The 20,070-nt window shown below is 66.1% G+C and carries 18 protein-coding genes; 13 read left to right on the top strand and 5 right to left on the bottom strand.

Going from position 1 to position 20,070, the window contains the following annotated elements; genetic code table 11:
- Positions 1-82 precede the first annotated feature (82 nt).
- The 6 genes from ACFW6D_RS01280 to ACFW6D_RS01255 all read left to right on the top strand — a co-directional run bounded on the left by ACFW6D_RS01280 (position 83) and on the right by ACFW6D_RS01255 (position 5,084).
- The gene (locus ACFW6D_RS01280; RefSeq protein WP_379323554.1) at positions 83-988 is read left to right on the top strand and encodes a TauD/TfdA dioxygenase family protein; all 906 of its coding nucleotides are present in this window, start codon (positions 83-85) and stop codon (positions 986-988) included.
- A gap of 120 nt (positions 989-1,108) precedes the next feature.
- Entirely contained in the window at positions 1,109-1,750 is a 642-nt protein-coding gene (locus ACFW6D_RS01275) for an ABC transporter permease (protein WP_379323552.1), read from the top strand.
- Positions 1,750-3,018, top strand: coding sequence for an ATP-binding cassette domain-containing protein (locus ACFW6D_RS01270; protein ID WP_379323550.1), 1,269 nt, complete (start codon positions 1,750-1,752; stop codon positions 3,016-3,018). Before ACFW6D_RS01275 ends, ACFW6D_RS01270 begins: the two co-directional genes overlap by 1 nt.
- Positions 3,015-3,752, top strand: a complete 738-nt coding sequence (locus tag ACFW6D_RS01265) for an ABC transporter permease (protein ID WP_379234422.1) — start codon at positions 3,015-3,017, stop codon at positions 3,750-3,752. The genes ACFW6D_RS01270 and ACFW6D_RS01265 overlap by 4 nt, the downstream gene beginning before the upstream one ends.
- On the top strand, positions 3,749-4,711 hold the full coding sequence (locus tag ACFW6D_RS01260; RefSeq protein WP_379323548.1) for a glycine betaine ABC transporter substrate-binding protein: 963 nt from the start codon (positions 3,749-3,751) through the stop codon (positions 4,709-4,711). Before ACFW6D_RS01265 ends, ACFW6D_RS01260 begins: the two co-directional genes overlap by 4 nt.
- Before the next feature lie 22 nt (positions 4,712-4,733).
- Entirely contained in the window at positions 4,734-5,084 is a 351-nt protein-coding gene (locus ACFW6D_RS01255) for a hypothetical protein (RefSeq protein WP_379323546.1), read from the top strand.
- Between the two features lie 71 nt (positions 5,085-5,155).
- Here the strand turns inward: ACFW6D_RS01255 and cydB are convergent, their stop codons facing one another.
- From cydB to ACFW6D_RS01235, 4 genes are all read right to left on the bottom strand, one after another.
- On the bottom strand, positions 5,156-6,178 hold the full coding sequence (cydB, locus tag ACFW6D_RS01250; RefSeq protein ID WP_379323544.1) for a cytochrome d ubiquinol oxidase subunit II: 1,023 nt from the start codon (positions 6,176-6,178) through the stop codon (positions 5,156-5,158).
- Positions 6,179-6,187: 9 nt separating this feature from the next.
- The gene (locus ACFW6D_RS01245; RefSeq protein ID WP_379324211.1) at positions 6,188-7,678 is read right to left on the bottom strand and encodes a cytochrome ubiquinol oxidase subunit I; all 1,491 of its coding nucleotides are present in this window, start codon (positions 7,676-7,678) and stop codon (positions 6,188-6,190) included.
- 84 nt (positions 7,679-7,762) lie between these two features.
- Positions 7,763-7,984, bottom strand: coding sequence for a DUF488 family protein (locus ACFW6D_RS01240; RefSeq protein ID WP_379324209.1), 222 nt, complete (start codon positions 7,982-7,984; stop codon positions 7,763-7,765).
- A 44-nt stretch (positions 7,985-8,028) separates the two neighbouring features.
- A complete protein-coding gene (locus ACFW6D_RS01235) occupies positions 8,029-8,772 on the bottom strand; it encodes a uracil-DNA glycosylase (protein WP_379323542.1) in 744 nt (247 codons plus the stop codon).
- A gap of 87 nt (positions 8,773-8,859) precedes the next feature.
- On the opposite strand from ACFW6D_RS01235, the gene ACFW6D_RS01230 reads away from it, so the two are divergent.
- The 4 genes from ACFW6D_RS01230 (at position 8,860) to ACFW6D_RS01215 (ending at position 15,408) form a co-directional block, all read left to right on the top strand.
- Entirely contained in the window at positions 8,860-10,359 is a 1,500-nt protein-coding gene (locus tag ACFW6D_RS01230; protein WP_379323540.1) for a carboxylesterase/lipase family protein, read from the top strand.
- Positions 10,356-13,796 carry a carboxylic acid reductase gene (gene car, locus ACFW6D_RS01225; RefSeq protein WP_379323538.1) on the top strand — a complete coding sequence of 1,147 codons (3,441 nt, stop codon included), beginning with the start codon at positions 10,356-10,358 and terminating at the stop codon, positions 13,794-13,796. The genes ACFW6D_RS01230 and car overlap by 4 nt, the downstream gene beginning before the upstream one ends.
- Before the next feature lie 506 nt (positions 13,797-14,302).
- On the top strand, positions 14,303-14,782 hold the full coding sequence (locus ACFW6D_RS01220) for a DUF4334 domain-containing protein (RefSeq protein WP_379323536.1): 480 nt from the start codon (positions 14,303-14,305) through the stop codon (positions 14,780-14,782).
- The gene (locus tag ACFW6D_RS01215; protein ID WP_379323534.1) at positions 14,779-15,408 is read left to right on the top strand and encodes a TetR/AcrR family transcriptional regulator; all 630 of its coding nucleotides are present in this window, start codon (positions 14,779-14,781) and stop codon (positions 15,406-15,408) included. Before ACFW6D_RS01220 ends, ACFW6D_RS01215 begins: the two co-directional genes overlap by 4 nt.
- A gap of 58 nt (positions 15,409-15,466) precedes the next feature.
- Here the strand turns inward: ACFW6D_RS01215 and ACFW6D_RS01210 are convergent, their stop codons facing one another.
- Complete coding sequence (locus tag ACFW6D_RS01210) at positions 15,467-16,132, bottom strand: TetR/AcrR family transcriptional regulator (RefSeq protein ID WP_379323532.1); 666 nt, start codon at positions 16,130-16,132, stop codon at positions 15,467-15,469.
- Between the two features lie 229 nt (positions 16,133-16,361).
- Between ACFW6D_RS01210 and ACFW6D_RS01205 the strand changes: the two genes are divergently transcribed.
- Genes ACFW6D_RS01205 through ACFW6D_RS01195 form a run of 3 tightly spaced genes read left to right on the top strand, consistent with a single transcriptional unit; the run spans position 16,362 to position 20,067 of the window.
- Positions 16,362-17,810: a flavin-containing monooxygenase gene (locus ACFW6D_RS01205; RefSeq protein WP_379323530.1), complete on the top strand. Its 1,449-nt coding sequence runs from the start codon at positions 16,362-16,364 to the stop codon at positions 17,808-17,810.
- The gene (locus ACFW6D_RS01200; protein ID WP_379323528.1) at positions 17,807-19,480 is read left to right on the top strand and encodes a GMC oxidoreductase; all 1,674 of its coding nucleotides are present in this window, start codon (positions 17,807-17,809) and stop codon (positions 19,478-19,480) included. Before ACFW6D_RS01205 ends, ACFW6D_RS01200 begins: the two co-directional genes overlap by 4 nt.
- The gene (locus ACFW6D_RS01195) at positions 19,477-20,067 is read left to right on the top strand and encodes a DUF4334 domain-containing protein (protein WP_379323526.1); all 591 of its coding nucleotides are present in this window, start codon (positions 19,477-19,479) and stop codon (positions 20,065-20,067) included. The genes ACFW6D_RS01200 and ACFW6D_RS01195 overlap by 4 nt, the downstream gene beginning before the upstream one ends.
- Positions 20,068-20,070 lie beyond the last annotated feature (3 nt).

Here is a 20,070-nt window from a genome sequence, read left to right as displayed (position 1 = left end):
GCCTGACTTCAATGCTGGCCGTGGCCCGTTCCCGATGGTTTCGTGTGACGAGATCGTCCGGGTTCGAGCGAAAGGCCTTCGTATGTCTGTCGATGTGGTCAGGCTGGGTGCGCATATCGGCGCGCGGATCGACGGGGTGCGGCTCGGTGGCGACCTGGACGCGCGCACGGTGACGGCTGTTCGTGCCGCGCTGGCCGAGCACAAGGTGATCTTCTTTCGCGGTCAGCACCACCTGACCGAGGACGGCCAGTACGAGTTCGCGCGGCTGCTCGGCACCCCGACCACCCCGCACCCGACCGTCACCTCGGCCGGTGCGAAGAGCCTGGCCATCGACTCGCAGCAGACCCGCTCGAACGTCTGGCACACCGATGTCACCTTCGTCGACCGTGTTCCGAAGGCCTCGATCCTGCGCGCGGTCGCGCTGCCCAGCTACGGCGGATCGACCACCTGGGCCTCCACCGTGGCCGCCTACAACTCGCTGCCGGAACCGCTGAAGCGACTCGCCGAGAGCCTGCGCGCCCGGCACTCGAACCGCTACGACTACGCCGCCGAGGTCGAGCAGCGGCCCGCCGACACCGACCGGGCCTACCGCCGGGAGTTCGAGTCGACCTATTTCGAGACCGAGCACCCCGTGGTGGAGGTCCACCCCGACACCGGCGAACGAGCCCTGCTGCTCGGCTGCTTCGTCAAGGAGATCGTCGGAGTGTCCAGTAGCGAATCGCGCGCGCTGTTCCGGCTGTTCCAGGACCGGATCACCCGCCTCGAGCACACCACCCGCTGGGACTGGGAGCTGGGCGATGTCGCGATCTGGGACAACCGGGCCACCCAGCACTACGCCATCGACGACTACGACGGCAGCGAACACCGCAGGCTCACCCGCATCACCCTCGCCGGTGAAGTCCCGGTGGGCGTCGACGGCACCACCAGCACCGTGATCGCCGGCGACGCCGACCCGTACACGGCCGCCCCGCTCGAGCATGCGGCGTAACGACCACCTGGCGCGCTTCCCGGAATCGTTACCGCGGATCAATTACTCTTCGACGGCACATTCGTCCGATGATCCAGCGCGAACAGGTAGCCGCCGAACCGTCCCGACGAGGGGATTGCCGTGAACTTGTGGAGCTATGTCCGGGGCAGGGGCGAGCTGCTGACCTTCCTCACCTATCAGCACGCGTCGCTGGCGTTTCAAACGGTGCTGGTCGGGACGATCGTCGCGGTGCTCATCGCCGTGGCGGTCTATCGGCTTCCGCTGGCCTCGGCATTGACCCTGACCTCGAGTCGGGTCGCACTGACGATCCCGTCGCTGGCGCTGCTGGCATTGCTGCTCGTCCCGTTCGGTCTCGGAGTCGTGCCGTCGTTCATCATGCTGGCGTTCTTCGCGGCGCTGCCGGTGATCGGCAATTCGATCGTCGGCCTGCGCTCGGTGCCCGCCACAGTCGTCGAATCGGCGCGTGGCATCGGCTTGTCGCGGTGGCGGATCCTGCTCACCGTCGAACTGCCGATCGCGTGGCCGGTGATTCTCACCGGGATCAGGGTCTCGACCCAGATGATCGTCGGTGTCGCCGCGATCGTCGCCTATGTTCTCGGACCCGGCCTCGGCTCGCTGATCTTCAACGGCCTGTCGCGCCTCGGCGGCGCCAATGCCCTCGAAATGGCGCTCACCGGAACCATTCTCATCGTTGCCATCGCGTTGGTCTTCGACGCGCTCCTCGTCCTGCTCGGACGCCTCACCATTGCCAAGGGACTGTGATGACCGATGTGACCAACCGGCCCGCACCGGCGAGCCCGCAGCGCAATGTGACCGGTGATTCCATCACCTTGGACGGGGTCGTGAAGCGGTACAAGGGCCAGGACACCCCCGCCGTCGAACGCCTCGACCTCGAGATCGACGCGGGCAACATCGTCGCGTTCGTCGGACCGTCGGGATGCGGCAAGACGACCACACTGAAGATGATCAACCGGCTGATCGAACCGACCGAGGGGCGAATCCTCATCGGCGGCCGCGACGTCACCCGGGAGGACCCCGACAAACTGCGCCAGTCGATCGGCTACGTCATCCAGTCCGGTGGCCTGTTCCCACACTGGACGGTCGCCAAGAACATCGGCGCGATCCCCCGGGTGCTCGGCTGGGACAAGAAACGGATCGCCGAGCGCACCGAATACCTCCTCGACCTGGTCGGACTCGACCCGGCGACCTTCGCCGACCGACTGCCAAAGGACATGTCCGGCGGCCAGCAGCAGCGCGTCGGCGTGGCCCGTGCGCTGGCGGCCGACCCGCCGGTGCTGCTGATGGACGAGCCGTTCGGCGCCGTCGACCCGATCACCCGAGTTCGCTTGCAGGACAGCCTGATCTCGATCCAGCACGAACTCGGCAAGACCATCGTCATCGTCACCCACGACTTCGAGGAAGCCACCAAACTCGGCGACAAGGTGCTCATCCTGTCCGAAGGCGGGCATGTCGAGCAGTACGCGACGCCGGAGGTCATCCTCACCGACCCGGCGACGCCGTTCGTGGAGGAGTTCGTCGGTTCCGGCGCGAAACTGGCCTATCTCACGGTGTCTCGGGTGCGCGACGTGGAGGTCGACCCGGTGACCACCGCCCGGATCGGGGAGTCCTCGCAGGTCGTGATCGGGCGGGCGAGAGCCGCGGGAAACACCTGGGTGGTGGTCGTGGACGAGGCAGGGCGGCCGCGGTCGTGGCCCTCGCTGACCGAGGTGGCGAGCAAGCCGGAGGTCTCGGACTACCTCGATCGCCGACTGCCCGTGGTGGCCCAGTCTTCCACTCTCAACGACGCGCTCGACGCCATGCTCGCGGCCAGTCAGGGCGCCACCCTGGTCACCGACGGTCGCGGCGCCGTGGTCGGCTCGCTCAATATCGGCGCGGTCACCGACGTGATCCAGACCAAACTCGCCGAAGGGCACGCCGCCGTCGAGGACCTGTCCTACGAAACCTATGTCGACGGTTCCGATCCCACGCCCACGCCGGTCGTCGCCGCCGACGAACCTGGACCGGCATGAACCGGCTGCGGCGCGTCCCGATCGACGTGTGGTTCGAACCGTTGATCATCGCGGTCATCGGCATCGGCTACGTGCTCTGGTATCGGTCCTCGACCTTCACCGCGACCGAGCAGGCATCCCTTGCCTGGGCCAACCTGCAGACAACGATCCTCGAACACATCCGGCTCACCGTGGTCGCCACGCTGATCGTGGTCGTCGTCGCGATCCCCCTCGGCATCGCGCTGACCAGACCCGCTTTGCAGCGACTCGAACCGATCGCCGTCAACATCGCCAACATCGGCCAGGCCGCGCCCGCCGTCGGTCTGCTGGTGCTGTTCACCTTCTGGTTGGGCACCGGATTCCGCACGGCGGTCGTCGGTCTCGTCGTCTACGCGATCCTGCCGATCCTGCAGAACACCATCGTCGGGCTGCGCCAGGTGGACCATCGCACCATCGAAGCCGCCCGCGGCATCGGCTTCTCGGCCGCACGAACCCTGGTGCAGGTCGAGTTGCCCCTGGCCGTGCCGGTGATCCTCAACGGCGTGCGGACCGCGCTGGTCATCCTGGTCGGCACCGCGACGCTGAGTACCTTCATCGGCGCGACCAGCCTCGGCACCCTGATCACGACCGGGGTCACGCTGTTCCTGCCCAAGTTGCTCATCTCCGGTGCGGTGCTCGTCGGGCTGCTGGCGTTGATCATCGACTGGCTCGGCCGACTCGTCGAACTGGCCGCGACCCCACGAGGTATCTCATGAGACGAGTCCCGTTGCTGATCACGCTGATCGCCCTGCTCGCCGGGTGCGGGCTCGTCAGCTCGTCGGGCACCTTCCACGATGCGAGTCTGCCCGGCGGCGAACGTCCCCTCGACGGCGCGAAGCTGGTCGTGACGTCGAAGAGCTTCACCGAGGGCGTGCTGCTCGGCAAGATCACCGCGACCTACCTGGCCGCGGCGGGCGCCTCGGTCACCGACCTGACCGGCGCTCCCGGTTCGGCGTCCTCACGGCAGGCCCAACTCAACGGCGACGCCGACGTGCTGTGGGAGTACACCGGCACCGGCTGGGTGAACTACCACAACGAGACCGAGACGATCGTCGACCCGCGCGAGCTCTGGCAGCGCGTCCACGACGTCGAAAAGCGCGACTACGACCTGGAATGGCTCGCCCCGTCGAACTTCAACGACACCTACGCGTTCGCCGCGTCGACACCGACCGCGCAACGCCTCGGCGTGCGGTCGCTGTCGGACGTGGCCGCACTACCGGTCGCCGAACGAACCTTCTGCGTCGACGACGAATTCTTCAGCCGCTCCGACGGTTTCATCCCGATGCTGCAGAAATACGGCATCCCCTACAACGACCCCAACGGTGTACCCGCGGGCAACGTCACCCGCATGGACGCCGGCGTCGTCTACACCGCCACCGCCAAAGATGCCCCCTGCCACTTCGGCATGGTCTACACCACCGACGGCCGCGTCAAGAACCTGAATCTTCTGGTCCTCGACGACGACAAGAAGTTCTTCCTCCCCTACAGCGGCACCGCGGTCGTCCGCGCCGCCGTCCTCGACGCCCACCCCCAACTCCGTCCCCTCCTCGACACCATCTCCCAACGCCTGACCGACGACCTGATGCGAGAACTCAACGGCCGCATCGACATCGACGGCGAAGACCCCGCAGACGTCGCCTACGACTGGCTGAAGAGCGCCAACCTGATCGCCTAGCGGGCGCGGCTAGGATTTTGCTGTGCCCCAGGATGCTCTGACCGATGTGAACCGCTTCGATCCGGTGCCGGACCCGCGGCCGATCGATGAGCCGTGGCCCGAGCTGAAGTGGCCTGTCCCGGCCGATGCCGAACTGGTCGGCGACACCGTGCGTTTGAACCCGCTCGACCTGGCAGCGGACGCGGCCGAGTTGTTCGCGGCGCTCGACCACGATGTCGTGTGGGCGCACCTCCCGATGCGTCTGCGCGAACAGCAGCATATGCGGCGGGCCGACGGCACTATTCGTGACTCGGTCCTGTTCTCGATCACGGCCGAAGACTGGCCAAGCGTGCGGGAAGGCCTTGTCACCAGGCTCCGAGGTTGCGCTGAATAGGTGAGCACAACGCACCGCGCGCGCCACGGCTGGGGCCGGGGCGCGCGCGGTGAAGGGTGGTGCGGTGCAGCCTATTTCGTGAGGGGTAGGCCGGTGGGGGCGGGGATCTGGTCGACGGTGAGGCGTTTGCGGAAGACCCAGTAGGTCCAACCCTGGTAGACCAGCACGACCGGGACGCAGAGTACGGCTGCCCAGCTCATTACCTGGAGGGTGTAGTGGCTGGAGGCGGCGTTGTCGATGGTCAGGTTGAAAGCGGGGTCGATGGTCGAGGGCATGACGTTGGGGTAGAGGGAGCCGACCAGCAGGACGGTGGCCGCGGCGATGGTGAGGGCGGTGCCGATGAACGCCCACCCGTCGCGGCCCGCGGCGGTGGCGCCACCGGCAATGACCAGGCCGAGTACGGCGGCGCCGAGGGCACCCCAGGTCCAGCCGGAGCCGTAGGCGAGTTGGGTCCACAGACCGAACCCGCCGACGATCGCCACGGTGGGGATGTAGAGGATCCGGACGCACTTACGGGCGTCGTCGCGAACCTCACCACCGGTCTTGAGCGCCAGGAAGATCGCCCCGTGCAGCGCGAACAGGATTCCGGTGGTCGCCGCGCCGAGCAGCGCGTAGGGGCTGAGCAGATCCCAGACCGAGCCGACGACCTGCTTCTTCTCGTTGAGCGGCACCCCGCGTACGAGATTGGCGAACACCCAACCCCACGCCAGCGCCGGAATCCAGGAGCCGATCCCGATGCCGATGTCGCACCAGGCCCGCCACTTCGGCGAGTTGATCTTGGATCGCCATTCGATGGCGCAGATCCGCAGGATCAACGCCACCAGCAACAGCAGCAGCGCCAGGTAGAACCCGGAGAAGAGGCTGGCGTACCACTCGGGAAACGCCGCGAACATCGCGCCACCGGCGGTGATCAACCAGACCTCGTTGCCGTCCCAGACCGGGCCGATGGTGTTGAGCACGACGCGTCTGCGTATGTCGGAGCCTTTGCCGAGGATCGGCATCAGCATGCCGACACCGAAGTCGAATCCCTCGAGGATGAAGTAGCCGGTGAACAAGACCCCGACCAGGACGAACCAGAATTGTTGCAGACTCATCGTCGTCTCCTAGTACGCGAAGGACAGCGGCTCGACAGGATCGGCGCGGTGCTTGCCGCCACCACCGTCGTCATCGGGACCGGACTGATCATCCGCCGTCGGCCCGGGTTCGGGCCCGACCACGGTGTAGCGGTGCATCAGGTAGTACCAGACCACGGCCAGCGCGCCGTAGAGCAGCGTGAACACGGCCAGCGAGAACATGACGGTGCCCGGTGCGTGGTCGGAGACACCTTGCGCCACGGTCATGCGAATGGTCTTGTCGCCGGTCAGATTCGGCACCACCACCCATGGCTGGCGTCCCATCTCGGTGAACACCCAGCCCGCGCTGTTGGCCAGGAACGGCGTCGGGATCGCGATCAGGCACAGCCAGGAGAACCAGCGTTTGTCGGGCACCCGGCCACCACGGGTCATCCAGAGCCCGGCGAGCAGCAACAGCACCGGCCCGGCCAGCAGCCCGACCATCCCGCGGAAACTCCAGTAGGTGACGAACAGATTGGGCCGGTAGTTTCCGGGTCCGTAGTCCTCGACGTAGGACTTCTGCAGATCCTCCACGCCTTGCAACGTGACGCCGGTGAACTTGTCCTTGGCCAGGAACGGCAGTACATACGGCACCTCGAAAAGGTGCGTGACACTGTCGCAGTTGTTGTGGGTGCCGACGGTGAGGATCGAGAACTTCGGGTTCGTCTCGGTGTGGCACAGCGATTCCGCCGAGGCCATCTTCATCGGCTGCTGATCGAACATGATCTTGCCCTGGATATCGCCGGTCAGACCCACTACGACGACCGACGCGGCAACGACCCACATCCCAGCTCTGGCCATGGGCCGCCACATGGTCTTGGCTTCAGTCTGTTTCGTCTTGTCGCCACTGCGCATGTTGCGCACCATGAACCAGCCCGAGATGCCGACGACGAAGACGGCCGCGGTCAGGAACGCGCCAGCCACGACGTGCGGAAACGCGGCGAGCGTGGTGTTGTTGGTGAGCAACGTCCAGATGCTGTCGAGTTCGGCACGTCCGGTCTCGGGGTTGTATTCGGCGCCGACCGGGTGCTGCATGAACGAGTTGGCCGCGATGATGAAATAGGCCGAGGCGTTGACACCGAAGGCGACTATCCAGATCGTGGCGAGGTGCACGAGCTTGGGTAAGCGGGTCCAGCCGAAGATCCACAATCCGAGGAAGGTCGACTCGAGGAAGAAAGCGACCAGGGCTTCGAATGCCAGTGGCGCACCGAAGATGTCGCCGACGAACCGGGAGTACTCACTCCAGTTCATCCCGAATTGGAACTCCTGCACGATGCCGGTGGCAACGCCGATGGCGAAGTTGATCAGGAACAGTTTTCCGAAGAACTTGGTGAGCCGGTACCAGTGTTCTTTTCCGGTGATCACCCACGCCGTCTGCATTCCCGCGACGAGCGGTGCCAGTCCGATGGTGAGCGGAACGAAGATGAAGTGATACACCGTGGTGATACCGAACTGCCACCGGGAGACATCCAGTGTGCTCATAGCCAGCGAACTCATCGTCGGATCTCCTGCCATCGCAGTGAACTCTTGCCGAACCGCACGCGCTGTCGTGATTGTCGTACGTGTTTATCGCCTGCAGTGCATATCGAGATGAAATGGATGCAAATCAATCGTCCGGCGGTGGGGGATAGGTGATTGCAGGGTTTCTGGGAGTTTCTCGCGGCCGAACTGTGGATTGTGGCGTGACCGGGGGACGGTGCGAATATCCACGAGTTGGGTGACGCCGTAATCGTGGAGCAGACCGACGAATTCGTCAGCGGTCCGCGTCGAATGGCCGATCGTGTACACAGTCAGCACTGCTCGATCCTAGGCGACGAAGACGCGAATTCCGGTCAGGACTCGGCGATCGTCTTCGCGTGCAGCAGCACGTCCTCGATCATCGCGGGGGTCACCCGACCGGTGGCGGTATTGCGCTGGCTCACGTGGTAACTACCGAGCACGGTGACCGCTCGGCCGTCCGGATGGGTGATAACGACCTGCGCGCCGTGGGTGAAACGCAGACGTGGGCGTGGCACGTTCCAGCCGCCTGCCGTCAGGACGGTGAACAGGGCTTGCCAGCCGAAGGCGCCGAGGACGACGATCACGCGAAGCGTGGGGCCGAGCAGCTCCAGTTCCCGGCTGAGGAAGGGTGCGCAACGGTGCCGTTCCTCCGGTGTCGGCTTGTTGTCCGGCGGGGCGCAGTGCACGGGTGCGGTGAGCCGGATGCCAAGCAGTTCGATGCCGTCGTCGCGGCTCACCGGGTGCGCGCCCGTTGCGAGGCCGACCGCGTGCAGGGCGCCGAACAGGACGTTGCCACTCGGGTCGCCGGTGAACATGCGGCCGGTCCGGTTACCGCCATGGGCGGCGGGGGCGAGGCCGACGACGAGAATGCGCGCATCGGCGGGCCCGAAGCCGGGCACGGGCCGACCCCAATACTCTTCGTGGCGGAAGGCTGCCCGCTTGACGACGGCGACCTCTTCACGCCAGGCGACGAGTCGGGGGCAGGCGCGGCAGGTGGAAACGAGACGGTCGAGTTCGTCGATGTCGCGGGTGTTCTTCGCCGCGAGTGGCGCAGTTTCCGGATCGTCGCCGGTCATCGGCCCAGTCTAGGCCGATGCGACTTCGAGACACTTCGCCGCGCGAACCACCTGCGCGGTACCGCGGGTACCACGTACATTCGTGACATGTCGTCCATTGAGATCGTGAGCGCCGACGGTGTCGTGCGCGGTCGAGCGGGCCGTCGGATCGCTCGATGGCGTGCCCTGCCCTACGCGGCCCCGCCCCTCGGAGCTCTACGGCTGCGCGCTCCCCAGCCGGTTCGACCGTGGTCGGGGGTGCGGTCGGCGACCGACTTCGGTTTCGCCGCGGTGCAGAACCCCAGCGGCGCCCGCGTCGGGCCACGCACCTGGCAACCGATCGGCGAGGACTGCCTCACGCTCAATGTCACCGCACCGGTGATACCGTCGCCGACACCGCGCCCGGTGATGGTGTTCTTCCACGGTGGCGGCTATCTGCTCGGCACGTCGAGCATGTACTCCGGCGCCCGGCTGGCCGCGCGCGGCGACGTGATCGTGGTGTCGGTGAACTACCGGCTCGGCGCGTTCGGGTATGTCGACTTCAGCGAATTCTCCACGGCCGAAAGACCTTTCGATTCGAATCTCGGTCTCCGTGATCAGGTCGCGGCGCTGGAATGGGTGCGCCGCAATATCGCCGCGTTCGGCGGTGACCCGGACAATGTCACCATCTTCGGTGAGTCGGCGGGCGCCCACGCCGTGGTCAGCCTGCTGGCGACGCCGTCGGCGGCAGGCCTGTTCCATCGGGCGATCGCGCAGAGCGCACCCGCGGACTGGACGTTGACGCCCGACGAAGCTCGCTTGTTCGCCCGCCGCTGTCTGGAACGACTCGGCACCACCGCCGCCGACGCGGCGACGATGCTGAGCACCGTTCCCGCGAAGGAACTCGGCCGGGCGGGTGACCGCGCGTTGGCTCGAGCCCTGCGCGAGGAGCCCGGCAGCTATCCCTTCGCTCCCGTCGCGGATGGCGACTTCCTCCCGGACGCACCCCTGGACGCGATCGCGGCCGGCCGGGCACATCCGGTGCCGTTGATCATCGGCACCAACCGTGACGAGGCCACGCTGTTCCAGCGTTTCGCCAAGTCCGTCCCGCACACACCCGAACAGCTCACCAGCATCTTCCAACGCTACGAGCCCGGCGCCGAACAGGTGGTGACCGGCAGCTACCGCGGGTATCCGGCCGCACGGACCGCGGTGCGCATCGGCGGCGACCACCTTTTCCTTCGCCCCACGCTGGCCGTTCTCGAGGGCCACAGCCGCCACGCCCCCACGTTCGCGTATCGGTACGACTACGCCCCGCGCGCCCTGCATCTGGCCGGTTTCGGCGCCACCCACGCGCTTGACCTCGTTCCGGTCTTCGGCTGGGTCGACGGTCCGGTAGGTCGCGCAATGACAGCGGCAGGCGGTCGGCGGGCGTTCCTCGCCGTCCAGGACTACATCCAGGACAACTGGTTGAGTTTCGCGCGCACCGGACAACCGTTGCCGCCCTGGACGCCCTACACCGCCGACCGGCGAACCACCTGCATCATCGACCACCCACCGCGCGTGCTGGTCGACCCGGATTCCGCGCGACGTACCGCGTGGCAAGGCATTCGAAGGTGTGAAGCGTGACTGTCGAACTCGACGCCGGGCACCTGGCGGATCGCATCAGATCGCTCTTCGCCGAAGACGAGCAGATCCGTGCGGCGCGGCCCGACGCGGATGTGCACGCCCTCGTGACCACCCCCGGGCTCGCGACGGCGCGCATCGTCGAGACCGTGATGACCGCCTACGCGGACCGTCCGGCGCTGGGCACCCGCCGTACCGTACTGGTCGAATCGGGTGGACGGTCGACCCGAAAGTTGTTGCCGGAGTTCGATCTACTGACCTACGGCCAGGTGTGGGAGCGCACTCGCGCGCTCGCCGCGGCCTGGCAGCGCGACGGCATCGTCGCGGGAGACTTCGTCGCGGTGCTCGGATTCACCAGTGCCGACTACACCGTGCTCGATCTCGCCACGATCCACCTCGGCGGGGTCGCGGTGCCGCTGCAAGCGGGCGCGGGACTCGAACAATTGCGGTCGATCCTCGACGAGACCGAACCGACGGTGTTCGCGGTCGACACCGCGCACCTGGATGTCGCCGTTGACGCGGTGTTGGCCGGCGCAACGCCGCGTTCGCTGATCGTGTTCGACCATCACGCCGACGACGACGATCACCAGGATGCTCTCGCCCGAGCTCGAACCCGTCTGCGAACCGAGGGATCTGCTCTCGTACCCACCACCCTCGACGACACCATCGAACAGGGCCGTCTCGCCGAACCGGCGCCGCTGCACGTGCCCGCCGAAGGTACCGACCCCCTCGCGCTGTTGATCTACACCTCGGGCAGCACCGGCACCCCCAAGGGCGCGATGTACACCCAGCGCCTGGTCGCGGTGGGCTGGCAGCCGCCACGGCCACTGACCGCGATCAACGTGAACTTCCTGCCGATGAGCCACATCGCCGCCCGGCTCACCCTCAACAGCGTGCTCGCTCGCGGCGGCACCGCGTACTTCGCCGCGGCATCGGACCTGTCCACGCTGTTCACCGACATCACCCTGGTGCGGCCCACCGAGATCTTCCTGGTGCCCAGGGTGTGCGACATGATCCTGCAGCGGTTCCGTCGCGAGGTCGAGGAGGGCGGCGACACGGTGAAAACCGAACTGCGCGAACAGTTCCTCGGCGGCCGGTTGATGTCGGCGCTGTGCGGCAGCGCACCGATCGCGCCAGAGTTGCGCACCTTCGTCGAATCGGTGCTGCAGTTGCGTCTGCATGACGGTTACGGCTCCACCGAGACCGGCGGCGGGGTGATCTTCGATACGAAGGTGATGCGCCCGCCGGTGCTGGATTACAAACTCGTCGACGTGCCCGAGCTCGGCTATTTCGGGACCGACAAGCCGTATCCGCGCGGTGAGTTGCTGCTCAAGACCACCACCATGATCGCCGGATATTACCGTCGTCCCGAGGTGACCGCCGAGGTCTTCGATGCCGACGGTTTCTGCCGCACCGGTGATGTGGTCGCCGAGCTGGCGCCGGATCGATTGGCCTATGTCGACCGCCGCAACAACGTCCTCAAACTCTCCCAGGGCGAGTTCGTGACGGTGTCTCGGCTGGAAGCGGTGTTCGCGGGCGCGGATCTGGTGCGCCAGATCTATGTGTACGGCAGCAGCGAACGGTCCTATCTGCTGGCGGTCGTGGTGCCGACCGAGGCGGCGCTGGCCGGATCCGCCGACGAGTTGCGCGCGGCGGTGAGCGCGTCGCTGCACCGCGCCGCCGTGTCGGCCGAGCTGGAGCCGTTCGAGATTCCGCGTGACTTCCTCATCGAAATCGAACCCTTCTCGACGGTCGACGGGATGCTGTCCGGGGTGGGGAAACTGTTGCGGCCCAAGCTGAAACAGCGCTACGGCGACCGCCTCGAAAAGCTCTACGCCGACCTCGCGCAGGGTCAGGAAGACGAACTTCTGCGCCTGCGTCGCGACGCCCAGGGCTTGCCGGTGTACGACACCGTCGCCCGTGCCGCACGCGCCGTGCTCGGCGGCGACTCCGACCTGAGCCCGGACGCGCGGTTCGGCGATCTCGGCGGGGATTCGCTGGCCGCACTGTCGTATTCGACCCTGCTGCGCGAACTCCTCGGGGTAGAAGTGCCGGTGAACGTGCTGCTCGGACCGGACAGCGACCTGCGTCGCATCGCCGACTACGTGCGGCGTGAACGCGAACCCGGCACGCGCAGAGCCGATTCCGATGCGGTGCACGGCCCCGCGGCGACCGAAATCCGTGCGACCGACCTGACGCTCGAGAAGTTCCTCGACGTCACCTCGGCTGCGCAGGTGCCCGCCGCCACGCCGGCGAAGACGGTCCTGATCACCGGCGCGAACGGCTATCTCGGCCGGTTCCTCCTGCTGGCCTGGCTCGAACGGATTGCCCCCGTGGGCGGCACGGTGATCTGCGTGGTCCGTGGTGGCGAGGTAGCCGCAGCCCGTGCGCGTCTCGATGCGGCCTTCTCCAGCGACCCCGAGCTCAGCGACCACTTCCAGCTCCTCGCGAAGGATGCTCTCGAGGTACTGCCCGGTGACATCGGCGAACCGAATCTCGGTCTGCCAGAGTCGGTATGGGACCGGTTGGCCGCCGAGGTCGATCTGATCGTGCACTCCGCGGCGCTGGTGAACCACGTGCTCCCGTATTCCCAGCTGTTCGGCCCGAATGTGGTCGGCACGGCCGAGATCCTTCGCCTGGCGCTGACAACCACCCGCAAGCCGGTGAGTTACCTGTCGACGGTGGCCGTCGCGGCGCAGGGGGAGTCCTTCGCCGAGGACGGTGACGTGCGAACCATGAGCCCGGTTCGCCGACTGGACGACAACTACGCGAACGGTTACGGCAACAGCAAGTGGGCGGGCGAAGTTCTGCTGCGTGAGGCAGCCGAGCGCTTCGGGCTACCCGTCACGGTCTTCCGCTCCGACATGATCCTGGCGCACAGCCACTTCCGTGGCCAGCTCAACGTCCCCGACGTCTTCACCCGGCTCCTGCTCAGCCTGCTCGTCACCGGGCTAGCTCCGAAGTCGTTCTACCGCACCGATTCCCACGGACAACGTCAACGTGCCCACTACGACGGCCTACCAGCCGACTTCGTCGCCACCGCGATCACCGAACTCGGCGCCGCCGCGACAAGCGGCTACCGCACCTACGACGTCGTCAACCCCCATGACGACAACATCTCCCTCGACGTCTTCGTCGACTGGCTGACCGAAGCAGGCCACCACATCGACCGTATCGACAACTACAACGAGTGGTTCACCCGCTTCGAAACCGCCCTGCGCACCCTCCCCGAACCCCAACGCAAAAACACCCTCCTCCCCGTCCTGGCGGCCTATCGCCACCCCGGCCGCCCCCTACCCGGCTCGGCGCTCCCCGCCGACAACTTCCGAACCGCCGTCCGCGCCGCACAACTCGGCCCCGACCACGACATCCCGCACCTACCAGCAGATCTGATCACCAAATACGTCCGCGACCTCACCGACCTGGGGCTCCTCGAGTAGCCCACGGGACTGGCTGAGCGACAGCCGACGAGGATCAGCCCAGCCACCCGCGCACGACTCTCAGGCGGGCCTGGCGCTCGCTGTCGGGTAGGGGAGGTGCTTTGCGCAGCGGGTGAGTAGAGCTCGGAGGTGGGGGAGCGGGGCTTGTCGGTCGCGCCGGTGGCGGAGGGGAGACCAAGGGGCGCTGGGACTTTGATTCGTGCTCGTGATGAGGACAGGGGGTGGCCCCGGGGGTGTTCATTGCAGATAATTAATCATGATACGTACATATGCGCATCAACACATGGATCTCACTCCGGTCTTGTGGCCAAGCATCAACACGCAATCAACTCCTAAAGACGCATAGAGGACAGGGGGTTCGAGGTGGGGCTCGTCGCTGGAGAGGTGCCGGCAGGCGCCGGGGTAGGCGGGTGTGGCGGCCTCGATGCGGTTGATGAACTGTCGGGTTCGGAACTATGGTCGAATGCGGAACCGGATGGTTCTGGAATATGTGAGACGAGGGCTTGATGAGCGCGGACAAACCACGGTGGCAGCAGCTCAGGGAGCAAGCCGACGTCACGACCGCCGATCTGGATCAGCTGTGGACCCGGCTGCGTCCGGCCCGCGCCGAGGACATCCTCGGTGAATGGCGTGGCGATGCCTTCCAGACCGGTCATCCGCTGTGCAGGGCGCTGCCCGCCAGCCGCTGGTACGGAAAGAATTTCCTCGCCCTCGACGACGCGAAGCCGCTGATCTGCCGGGACGAGGACGGTGACCTGTTCTCGAATGTCGAACTGGGACAGGGTGAAGCGACCCTGTGGAACATCGAGTTCCGCGGCGAGATCACCGCGACCATGGTCTACGACGGCCGCCCGGTGTTCGACCACTTCAAGTGGCTCGACGACACCACGCTGATGGGCATCATGAACGGACGGCCCGACGTGGTCCTCGCCGAGGGCGAATACTTCTACTTCCTGCTCGAGCGGGTCTCCTCGGATATCTCATGACACTTCTCTACAACGACGTCGAGAGCGCCGAGACACCGGCCCGAACCCAGCGACGACTCACGGTACTCAGTGCCGCGCGTGCGATATTCGTCGTCCAGGGCTACCACGGTGCGAGCATGGACGACATCAGCGTCCGGGCGGGCATGAGCAAGCCGGTGCTGTACACGCACTACGCGAGCAAGCTCGACCTGTACCTGGCTGTGCTGCAGGGCTATCTGGATCGAATGGTCGACGGTATCCGCGATGCGCTGGCCGACGCACACGGGCAGGAGGACAAGGTGCGCCGCGCGGTGCTGGCCTACTTCGACTTCGTCGACGAGGACGCAGGCGGGCACACCCTGGTCTTCGAGTCGCCGGTGCCGAGCGAACCGTGCGTGCGGTGGCGGGTGCGCAATGCCATGGGTGAGTGCGCGGTGCTGGTCAGTGCCGAGCTCCGCGCGGCGGGCATGGATGACGTTCGCGCGTACGCGTGCGCGTTCGGCGTGGTCGGTGCCAGCCACCTCGCGGCCAGGCATTGGCTCGACGCGGGTCGTCCGATCCCGAAGGGGGAAGCCGTCGACACTGTCGTCGCGTTGTGCTGGAACGGCTTGTCCGGGGTGCAGACCAGCGAAAGTAATCCGGCGTAATCGTGCAATCTGCCTCCGAATAGTCAGAAAACTGATTTTCGGACGCCGTTTTGGGTGATTACGCCGGGTCTGCCGCTGCCGGCAGCGGGCTTCCGTCGAGCAGTTCCTCGCTCGGTAGCTGTCCGACGAGTACGGCCAGCGCCCGCTTCCATCGGCGCAGCACCGCTTCGCGTTCGCCGAGTGTGCCGGTGAGCATGGCGGTCATCGACAGCCCGGTGAGCAGGTCGATGGTGAACTCGACCAGGACCTCGGCGCGGGGATCCGAGGCGTACGGTTCGCCGAGCACTTCGAGGTAGAGCCTGCGCATTTCGGTGAATACGCGACGTTCCTCGGTGACGAGTCGGTCGCGGAGTTCGGTGTCGGTGCGCGCGGCGACCCACAGGTCGAGCGCGGTGTAGAAGGTGGGGCTGTTGAGGTCGCGCCAGGCCAGGTCGACGACCGATTGCAGGCGGTCGCGTCCGGGTGGGAGGAGTTCGGCCTCGCGCCGGAACTGTTCGAGCCGGGTATCGACGACCTGGGTGGTGGCGGCGATGAGCAGTTCGGCCCTGGTGGGGAAGTGGTGCTGCACGGTACCGCGGGCGAGTCCGGCGCGTTCCTGGACCGCGCTCACGGTGGTTGCCGCGTAGCCGCGTTCGAGCAGGCATTCGGCGGTGCAGGCCAGGATTCGCGCGCGGGTGGTTGCCCGGCGTTCGGCCTGGGTGCGGCGTGGTGGTTGCACGGTCACCTGAGAAATCGTACGTGCTGCCGACAAGATTCGATGGATTGGGCAAAATGTGTCGGCAGTCACCTCTTGACGGTGGCGGATCGAGCTGATGCAATCAAGAAACCGTACGCAGTAACTGTTTATCTGGATGAAGGGCTGCGATGACGCAGATCTCCCACCCCGGTTGCGGGCATTTTCCGTTCAGTGGCGACCCCGGCGCCTGTGCCCGTCTTGTTCCAGAAGGGATCTCATGACCCCGTCCATCGCAGTGATCGGCAGTGGGTTCGGCGGCTTGGCGGCCGTGATCGAACTGAAGAAGCGCGGCTTCGACGACATCGTCGTGTTCGAGAAGGCCGGCGAGGTCGGCGGTGTCTGGCGGGAGAACACCTATCCGGGTGCCGCCTGCGATGTGCCGTCGCCGTTCTACTCCTACTCCTTCGAGCCGAATCCGCGCTGGCCGCACCGCTTCTCGCGCCAGCCAGCGATTCTCGACTACATCAGGCATGTCGCCGAGAAATACGATGTGCGCCGCCATATCCGTTTCGGCACCGAGGTGCTCGCCGCCGCGTTCGATGACGAGACCGGGAAGTGGACGGTCCGGCTCGGTGGCGGGGAAGTGGTCGTGGTCGACGTGCTGGTGTCGGCGGTCGGTCAGCTGTCGCGGCCCGCGCTACCGTCGATCGAAGGGCGGGACAGGTTCGGCGGCAGCAGTTTTCACTCTGCCGAGTGGGATCATGATGTCGATCTGACGGGCAAGCGTGTTGCCGTTGTCGGCACCGGGGCGAGTGCGATCCAGTTCGTTCCCGAGATCCAACCGCAGGTCGAGAAGCTGACGCTGTTCCAGCGCAGTGCGCCCTACATCGTTCCACGCATGGATCGTGAGTTCTCCGCGCGGCATCAGCGGGTGTTCGAGAAACTGCCGGTGACCGAGCTCGCCGAACGCGGTACCTGGTACGGCGTGGTCGAAGGTCTCAGCGTCGCCTGGGTTTACGCCGAACCGCTCGCCGCCGCGATCAAGGCGATGTCGAAGTGGCATATGCGCAGGCAGACCAAGGCCAAGCCGGGTCTGTTCGAGAAGGTGTGGCCGGACTATCCAGTGGGTTGCAAGCGGATCCTGTTCTCCGGCAACTATCTTCCGGCACTGGCTCAACCGAATGTGGAGGTGACCACCGACCGGATCGCCGAGATCACCGAGTCGGGGGTGCGTACCGCCGATGGACGCGACCATGAGGTCGACGTGATCATCTGGGGAACCGGTTTCAAGACCACCGAATTCCTGGCACCGATGACGATCACCGGTGCGCAGGGCCGAGAACTCGCGCAGGAGTGGGACAGCGGTGCGCACGCCTACTTCGGCATGACCGTGCCGCGCTTTCCGAACCTGTTCATCATGTACGGCCCCAACACCAATACCGGTGGTGGCTCGATCATCTACTTCCTCGAGGCGCAGGCGAAGTACCTCGGCGACTATGTCACCCATCTCGCGGCGTCGGGTCGCGCGCTGACCGTGCGTCCGGATGTGGAGAAGGCCTACGACGATCGGATCCAGGCGCAGCTGACCGGCAGCGTGTGGAGTCGGTGCTCGTCGTGGTATCGCCAGGCGGACGGCCGGATCACGACCAACTGGCCACTGCTCGGCATCCAGTACAAGCAGCAGGCGCGGTTCGACCCCGCCGACTACGAGGTGATGGCGCGGTGAGTGACTACGACTATGACGTGATCGTCGTCGGTTCCGGTTTCGGAGGGAGCGTGACCGCGCTGCGGTTGACCGAAAAGGGTTACCGGGTAGGTGTTCTCGAATCGGGCCGGCGCTGGAATGCCGAGGATTATCCGAAGACCAACTGGAACGTTCCCAAGGCCATCTGGGCGCCGCGCCTCGGCCTCACCGGACCGCAGCGGATCAGCGCGCTCGGCAAGTGCCTGGTGTTCAGCGGTTCGGGTGTGGGCGGCGGGTCGCTGATCTACGGCAACACGCTCTACGAACCGCTGCCGGAGTTCTATCGCGATCGGGCATGGGCGCACATCACCGATTGGAAGTCCGAGCTCGCGCCGTATTACGACCAGGCCGCGCGGATGCTGGGTGTGGTCGAGAATCCGCGGGTCGGGCCGAAGGACGACGTGCTGTTGCAGGTCGCGCGCGACCTGAAGGTCGCCGACACCTTCCATCGCACCCGGGTGGGTGTGTTCTTCAACGAGGGTTCCGAAGGCGTCGAGGTCGACGATCCGTATTTCGGTGGTGCGGGTCCGCGGCGGGCGGGCTGTATCCACTGCTCGGAGTGCTTCACCGGCTGCAAGCACAATGCCAAGAACACGACCACGCTGAATTACCTGCATCTGGCGGAAAGCAATGGCGCACAGGTACATCCGCTGACGACGGTGACCTCGGTGGCGCCCGATGGTGCGGGTGGTTATCGCGTCGAGACGGTGGCATCGAATGGTTTTGTGCGCAAACAGCGGCGCACGTTCTCCGCGCAGCAGGTGGTGTTCGCGGCGGCGGCGCTGGGCACGCAGAAGTTGCTGCACAAGTTGCGTGGTGACGGCACGCTGCCCGAGCTGTCCTCGCGGGTCGGTGAGCTGACCCGCAGCAATTCCGAGGCGATCATCGGAGTCACCAGTAAGTCGCGGCGTGACTTCGCGCAGGGCGTGGCGATCACGTCCTCGATTCATCCGGAACCGCAGACGCACGTGGAGGTGTGCACCTACGGCAAGGGGCAGAACGCGCTGTTCTTGCAGACGGTGCCGATGGTCGACGGTGGCGCGTTCCGGTTCCTGCGGTTGCTGCTGACGATGGTGTTGCACCCGATGCAATTCTTGCGTTCGCAGAACGCGCATGGTGCGTCGGAGCGGTCGGTGATCCTGCTGGTCATGCAGTCTCTCGACAATTCGCTGACCTCGTATATGAAGGGCAAGCGGTTGGTGACCAAACAGGGCAGCGGGGAGCCGAATCCGGAGTGGATTCCGCTGGCTCACGACATCGCCCGCCGATACGCGGCCGAATCCGACGCCATCACCGGCAATATCGCCACCGACATCTTCAATATTCCCGCGACCGCGCACTACATCGGTGGTTGCACGATCGGTGACTCCCGTGAGACCGGCGTGATCGACCCGTACCAGCGCGTGTACGGCTATCCCGGCCTGCACATCGCCGACGGCAGTGCGATCACCGCCAACCTGGGGGTGAATCCGTCGCTCACCATCACCGCGCAGGCCGAGCGTGCGATGGCGTTCTGGCCGAACAAGGGTGAGCCGGATCCGCGACCTGACCTCGGTGCGGCCTACGAGCGGATCAACCCGGTCGTTCCTGTTCGTCCCGCTGTGCCCGCTTCCGCTCCCGGTGCGCTGCGACTGCCTGAAGGATTCGCATGACGGACGCACTCACCGCACTCGAACCCGCCTGCTCCAGGGAAGCGGCGCTGGCCCTGTTCGACAGCCTCGCTCCGGTGTCGGAGCTCAGCGGCCGGTGGCGTGGACGTGAGCTGTCCACCGGGCACCCAATGGATGGGCTGCTCGTGGCGTCCGGGTGGTACGGCAAGCAGTTCGACGGTGTCGACAGTGTGCATCCGCTGCTGTTTCGCGACAGCGCCGGTGATGTGTTCGCTGTCGATCCGCGACGAGTGCCGTTGGGCCTGGTCGGCAAGGTGCCGACCGCGGTGGTCGAGCGGGGTCGGGGATTGCTCGGGGTGTTGAAACCGGCGTTGCGCAGTCGCCGATACCGGGCCCGGCTGCGGGCGGTCGAACACCGTGGCGTGGTCACCACGGCGATGGTGTACGACCATCTGCCGATCATCGATGTGTTCCGGCGGGTCGACGACGACACCGTATTGGGCCTGATGGACTACCGGAACTTCCCGGATCCGTACTTCTTCGTGCTGGTTCGCGAGAACACGCAGGATGGGAGCCCGTTTGCCCGAGTGAATCGGGGGTACGCGCCGGATGGGGAGGACCTTCGCTGAAAG

The sequence above is a fragment of the Nocardia sp. NPDC058705 genome (genome assembly GCF_042749305.1).
Lineage (GTDB): Bacteria > Actinomycetota > Actinomycetes > Mycobacteriales > Mycobacteriaceae > Nocardia.
Note: the sequence above shows the minus strand (reverse complement) of the source record. Positions and strands in the feature narration are given on the sequence as shown.